This window comes from Leucobacter sp. PH1c, from assembly GCF_000633415.1.
Taxonomy (GTDB): Bacteria; Actinomycetota; Actinomycetes; order Actinomycetales; family Microbacteriaceae; genus Leucobacter.
The window spans coordinates 1-5,878 of sequence record NZ_AYMV01000043.1; the positions used below are offsets into that span (position 1 = coordinate 1).

Below are 5,878 nucleotides of genomic sequence, written 5' to 3' on the forward strand. Positions count from 1 at the left end.
AGAGCACCGAGGGTGACAAGTCGACCGAGGGTGACAAGAGCACCGAGGGTGACAAGTCCACCGAGGGCGACAAGAGCACCGAGGGCGATAAGTCGGCTACGGGCGACAAGTCGGCCAAGGGCGACAAGGCCGCGACGGGCGATACGTCCGCTGCAGCCCAGGCCGGCGCTTCGGCGAAGGCTCAGGGTTCCGCAAACAGCTCGACCAGTGGCAACGCCACCGGCGCGCTCGCCACGACCGGTAGCGACATGACGCTGCCGATCGTCGGCGCGGGCCTCGCCCTCCTGCTGGGCGCTTCGGCCGTCGGCTTCTCGGTGGTTCGCCGCCGGAACGCGGACGCCGCGAAGTAACCCATGATCCGGTCCGGGGGTGTCGCATCGTCTCGCACGGTGCGGCACCCCCGGATTCGGGCCAACATCGACTTCCCGCAGTTCGGGGCGGGGGACAACCCGAAGAGGAGAAACATGCTCAGGACACGAGCGAAGCAGGCAACGCTGACCGTGCTGTGCGCTGGGGCGCTGCTGCTCAGCGGGTGCGCGGCCGAGACGACCGCGACGGTCGATCCGGATCCGGCACCGAGCGAGACCCCCGAGACGATCGAGGGCAAGGAGTTCCCACCGCAGGACGGTCTGCTCACGGAGCTCGCCGCGGTGGATCCCGAATCGCTCGGTGACGACTGCAGCGCGCTCGCCGAGTTGGAGCGGATCAACGCGCTCACCGCTCAGCTCTCCCCGCAGTCCGTGGGGGACACGCTCGACGAGCGCCTCGCGCAGACCGCGGGACTCTTCGAGCGGTTGAGCGCCGTCTCCGCCCTCCCGGACGAGGCCGATTCCTGGCGCGGCATCGCGGATGCGGCGACCACCGCGGAGGACGCCCTCGCCGCGTACGGCGGGACGGTGGGGAACGCCGAGGTGCTGACCGCGCTCGGCGAGCTCTCCATCGCATACCAGGGCGCGGCGGATGCGCACGCCGACGAGGTCGCGGCGCGCTGCGGCGTCGACCTGCAGAGCCTCCTCGCCACCGGTGACTGAGCGCATGGCCCCGCGACGCCGATACTGCTGCGCTCGCGGATCGCTGGCCGCGCTCGTGCTCGTGATCGGCGTCGGTCTTGGAGCGACCGGGTGCTCGGCGGCTGGGACGTCCACGCCCGTCGATCCCGCACCGTCCGCCTCGAGCACGGATTCGGGCGCGGCCGAGACTCCCGCGGCCGCGCGCCTGGAGGCGCTCACTGCCGAGGAGACCGCCGTCTTCGCGGCAGCGCGGAGCGCGATCCGCGAGCAGCCGGGGCTGGAGGTGGCGTTCGACGTGACCGAGTCCGGGGCCTCCGCGATCACCGGCAGTGCCGAGGTCTCGGGGGACCTCCTGTCCTGGCGGGGATCCTTTCTCGTCGGCGCGTTTGCGCTCGATCTGGTGCAGCTCGGGGACACGCTGTGGGTGCGCGGACCGGACGCCTACTGGGCCTCCTATGGCGCAGACGCGGCGACGATCGCAGAGATCGACGGGAAGTACCTCGTCTTCACCGGCACGGAGGCGCAGCGCATGGTCGCGTTCGCGGACCTGACGAGCTTCCTGCAGGCGCTCGAATCCAGCCGCGAGGCCGCCGCCCCGGAACGTGTGGTCACGGGCGAGCACTCGGGCATGCTCGCGGTCTCCGTCGCCGGCCAGGAGCAGCGCTTCGCGCTGGACGCTGAGACGCCGTGGATTGACCGAGTCGAGGCGGACCTCGGGGCGCAGGTGACGAGCCTCGTGACACTCGATCCGCTGCCCGAGGCGCCCCGGATCACGCGCCCGGACGCCGCCGACGTCTCGTCCGTGCGCCTCCCGCTGCCCGCCGAGCAGTGACACCGGGACGGGCGCGCGGCCCGCGCGGCTCAGCGCAGAGGTGCGGAGTGCGTCGCGGGCGGCCGCTCGCCCGCTGCGTCGCCGCGTCCGGGATCGCTGAGCTCGTCGCCCGACTGCAGCTCGTGCCAGGCGCGACGCAGGCCCTCCCGGGCGCGGAAGCACAGGGCCGCCGCCGAGTTGGCGTTCAAGCCGAGTTCGCGGGCGACCTCGGAGAGCTTCCGCTGCTGCACCTCACGGAGCCACAGCGCGTCTTGCCAGCGCGACGGGAGCCCCGAGAACGCGCGGGCCACGTCATCGCAGGTCTCCCGATCGGCGGGAGGCACGGGGAGCGTCACGGACTCGGCGGTCTCCTCGACGGACTCGCACGGGTACTCCCGACGCCGGCGGAACAGATCGTGCGCAGTGTTGCGCACCGTCGTCAGCAGGTACGGGCGGAGGCTCTCCTGCGGGCCGCCGCCGGAGACGAGGACACTGTGAATCCGGAGGAACGCGTGCGAGACCAGATCCTCCGCCTCGTGATGCAGCACGTACTGCCGCGCGGTGCGGATCGCCGCTGGGTAGTGGCGGCTCCAGAGCTCCGCCCAGGCGGCGGTCGAGCCGTTCCGGGCGGCGGACAGCAGCGCCCGGTCTCCCGCGGCGCCGTGCGGCGCGCGGGCGTGGGGCGCTTCCAAAGTCTGCGTCAGGGTAACCACAGCCCCATGCTGATTCGCCATGACGCGGCCACAGAGGACAGCAAGGAAAGTCAGAGAGGGATCCGCATGATTCGGTGGACGACGAGCCCGCTTGGGTGCGGGGGAGCGCATGCTCGGTGTGCGCGGGGCGCGGGGTCATGAGCGTGCGCAACCGTGCCGCGCGGCGACGCCGAGACGCCCCCGCCGCGGTGGTGGGCGCGGGGCCGAACGGGCTCGCGGCGGCGGTGACGCTCGCCCGCGCGGGGGTGCCGGTCACGGTGTTCGAAGCGGCCGAGACGATCGGGGGCGGCACGCGCACGGCCGAGCTCGTCAGCCCGGGGGTGCTGCACGACGTCTGCTCGGCGATCCACCCCCTGGCGCTTGCCACGGGATTCTTCCGTGCCTTCGAGCTCGAGCGCCGTGTCGCCTTCGCCGTGCCGGATGCCTCGTACGCGAACCCGCTCGACGCCGGTGCCGGCCCCGCGTCGCGGGACGGGCGGGCGGCAGTGGCCTACCGGGATCTCGACCGCACGGTCGCGGAACTCGGGCGCGACGGCGCAGCGTACGCGCGCTTCTACGCGCCGCTCCTCAGCCGGCACGAGGGGGTTGTGGACTTCGCGCTGGGCGGGTCCATGCTGCGCTGGCCCGCAGACCTCGGTGCCGCGGCGGCGATGGGGCTCCGCACACTGGAGCAGGGAACCCGGGCGTGGAACCTCCGGTTCCGGGAGGCGGCCGCGCCCGCCCTCATCTCGGGGGTCGCGGCGCACAGCATCGGCCGGATGCCGAACCCCGCCACCGCAGCCGTCGGCGTGGTGCTCGGCGCCCTCGGGCACGTCCGCGGGTGGCCGGTTCCGCTCGGCGGATCCCGAGCGATCACCGACGCCCTCGCGGCCGACCTGCTCGCGCACGGCGGGCGGATCGAGACAGGTCACGCGGTGGAGCGGATCGAGGAGCTCGACCGCTTCGGCGTCGTCCTCTTCGACACGTCGGCGCGCGGACTGGCCGAGCTCGCCGGTTCACGGCTGCCGCCGCGCTATCGCCGCGCACTGCAGCGGTTCCGCTACGGGGATGCGGCGACGAAGGTGGATTTCGTGCTCGATGGTCCGGTGCCCTGGCGGGATCCTCGGGTGCACGATGCGCCGACGGTGCACCTGGGCGGGAGCCGAGCTGAGGGCGCCGCGGCCGAGCTCGCCGTCGCCCGGGGGCGGCATCCGGAGCGACCGTATGTGCTCCTCGCGCAGCCGACGAGGTGGGATCCCGAGCGGAATCCGGGCGGTGAGCACGCGATCTGGAGCTACACCCACGTCCCCGCCGGATCGTCCGTAGACCTGGGGGAGCGCGTGACCGCGCAGATCGAGCGCTTCGCGCCGGGCTTCCGCGACCGGATTCGGGCGGTGCGCGTCACGACGGCGGCGGAGCTCGCCCGCTACAACCGGAACTACCACGGGGGTGACTTCAGTGCGGGGCGCGTGTCGCTGCCGCAGCTGCTCGCGCGCCCCGTGCTGTCGCGGGATCCGTGGCGCACGCCGCTCGGCGGGGTCTACCTCTGCTCCTCCTCGACGCCGCCGGGCCCCGGGGTGCACGGTCTCTCGGGGTGGTACGCCGCGCGCTCCGCGCTGCGCCACGAGTACGGGCTCGCGGCCCCCGAGCTGGGCCTCGGCGCCGGGCAGGTCACGGAGCGGTAGCGGCCTGCGGCGGATCCGCCGCGCACTCGGCCTCCTTCCGCGGGCGATCCGCGGGGCAGGTCCCCGCGGCGGCGGCCTCGGATGCCGCCCCCGCTGCCCCTGCTGCCGCCCCCGGGTCGAGGCTCGTGAGGATCGCGTAGCTCAGCTCGGAGAGCTGCGCCGTGCCGTCTCCGGGGAGCCCGGCGAGGCCCGCGAGCACGAGTTCGCGCACCGCCTCGGCGTAGGCCGCTCGGGAGCGCGCGAGGGTCTCGGCGCCCCGCTCCGTGAGCACGGCGTTGGTGGCGCGACCGTCGAGCTCGCACGCGGCGCGCTCGATGAGGCCGCGCCGTTCGAGCGCGCCGGCCACCCGGGAGAGGCGGGGGCGCGAGGCGTTCGTGCGCCGGGCGACCTCGCTGAGGCGGGCCCGCTGCTCGGGGCTGTCGGCGAGCACGTCGAGCACCGTGTGCTCGAAGGAGGTGACGCCCGCGGGGGCGAGGCGCTGGTCGAGCGCGGTGGGGAGCAGCTCGAGCAGCGCGTGCAGGCGGGCGACGGCCACGCGCTCGGGGTGCGTGAGAGGGGAGGTCATGCAGCAATTCTCGCACATTAGTTGCAGCTACAACTAAAGTGTGCCTATTATTTAGTTAACGCTACAACTAATGCTCCCGAGGGGGCGGAACGGAGAGCCGGATCATGGCGAACTACACGATTTTCGGAACCGGCAACATGGCGCAGGCGATCGGCGGCGTGCTCGCCGCGGGCGGGGCGTCGGTCGAGTACATCGGGCACGCGGACAGCGCGAGCGCGACGATCGCGGGCGACACCGTGATCCTCGCCGTGCCGTACCCCGCCGTCGCCGAGATCCTCGCGGCGGTCGCTGACCAGCTCGCGGGGAAGACGGTGATCGACATCACGAACCCGCTCGACTTCGAGACCTTCGACGCGCTCGTCGTGCCCGAGGGCAGCTCGGCCGCTGCCGAGATCCAGCGCGCCCTTCCGCAGTCGCACGTGCTCAAGGCGTTCAACACCAACTTCGCGGCGACGCTCGCGGGTGGCACGATCGCCGGGGCGCCCACGACGGTGCTCATCGCCGGCGACTCGGGCGACGCGAAGGCTGCGCTCGCCGCAGACGTCGTGGCGGGCGGCCTGCGCGCGATCGACGCCGGATCGCTCCGCCGCGCGCACGAGCTCGAGGCGATCGGCTTCCTGCAGCTCACCCTCGCCGTGGGCGAGCGGATCTCCTGGACCGGCGGCTTCGCCGTCGCCGAGTAGGCCGCCATGCACGCAGCGCAGACCCCCGCCGCGGTGGACGACCGCATCCTCTCCGCCGGGCTCGCGATGGACGCGGTGACCCTCCGCGTCGGCGACCTCGAGCAGATGAGCAGCTACTACGAGCAGGCCCTCGGCCTTGTGCCGATCGCCGAGCGCGCCGCGCGCCGCGAGGTGCACCGGGTGCTCGGGCGCGGCAGCACCCCCATGGTGCGCCTCGTGCACACGCCGGATCTGCCCGCCGCGAGCCCGCGCGAGGCCGGGCTGTTCCACACGGCGTTCCTCTTCGACGACGCCGCGAGTCTCGCCGCGACCGTGTACCGCACGGCGCAGGATCCGCGCAGTCGCTTCTCGGGCTCCGCCGACCACCTCGTGAGCGAGGCGTTCTACTTCACCGATCCCGAGGGGAACGGCATCGAGCTCTACGTCGACCGC

At 73.2% G+C, this 5,878-nt stretch carries 8 protein-coding genes; 6 read left to right on the forward strand and 2 right to left on the reverse strand.

Going from position 1 to position 5,878, the window contains the following annotated elements; all coding sequences use genetic code 11:
• The 3 genes from U874_RS0112625 to U874_RS0112635 form a co-directional block, all read left to right on the forward strand.
• Window positions 1-350: hypothetical protein (locus U874_RS0112625; protein ID WP_029988417.1), on the forward strand; the 350-nt coding region annotated here is incomplete at its 5' end.
• A gap of 114 nt (window positions 351-464) precedes the next feature.
• Window positions 465-1,031, forward strand: coding sequence for a hypothetical protein (locus U874_RS0112630; RefSeq protein ID WP_025134901.1), 567 nt, complete (start codon window positions 465-467; stop codon window positions 1,029-1,031).
• 4 nt (window positions 1,032-1,035) lie between these two features.
• Complete coding sequence (locus U874_RS0112635; protein WP_029988418.1) at window positions 1,036-1,842, forward strand: hypothetical protein; 807 nt, start codon at window positions 1,036-1,038, stop codon at window positions 1,840-1,842.
• 29 nt (window positions 1,843-1,871) lie between these two features.
• Here U874_RS0112635 and U874_RS0112640 read toward each other — a convergent pair whose 3' ends face one another.
• The gene (locus U874_RS0112640) at window positions 1,872-2,534 is read right to left on the reverse strand and encodes an RNA polymerase sigma factor (RefSeq protein ID WP_157834260.1); all 663 of its coding nucleotides are present in this window, start codon (window positions 2,532-2,534) and stop codon (window positions 1,872-1,874) included.
• Window positions 2,535-2,671: 137 nt separating this feature from the next.
• Between U874_RS0112640 and U874_RS0112645 the strand changes: the two genes are divergently transcribed.
• A complete protein-coding gene (locus tag U874_RS0112645) occupies window positions 2,672-4,198 on the forward strand; it encodes an NAD(P)/FAD-dependent oxidoreductase (RefSeq protein WP_025134904.1) in 1,527 nt (508 codons plus the stop codon).
• Here the strand turns inward: U874_RS0112645 and U874_RS0112650 are convergent.
• Window positions 4,185-4,763, reverse strand: coding sequence for a MarR family winged helix-turn-helix transcriptional regulator (locus tag U874_RS0112650; RefSeq protein WP_025134905.1), 579 nt, complete (start codon window positions 4,761-4,763; stop codon window positions 4,185-4,187). The genes U874_RS0112645 and U874_RS0112650 overlap by 14 nt on opposite strands.
• 104 nt (window positions 4,764-4,867) lie before the next feature.
• On the opposite strand from U874_RS0112650, the gene U874_RS0112655 reads away from it, so the two are divergent.
• Complete coding sequence (locus U874_RS0112655) at window positions 4,868-5,446, forward strand: NADPH-dependent F420 reductase (protein WP_025134906.1); 579 nt, start codon at window positions 4,868-4,870, stop codon at window positions 5,444-5,446.
• A gap of 6 nt (window positions 5,447-5,452) precedes the next feature.
• A partial coding sequence (locus tag U874_RS0112660) for a VOC family protein (RefSeq protein WP_025134907.1) occupies window positions 5,453-5,878 on the forward strand: 426 nt, incomplete at its 3' end.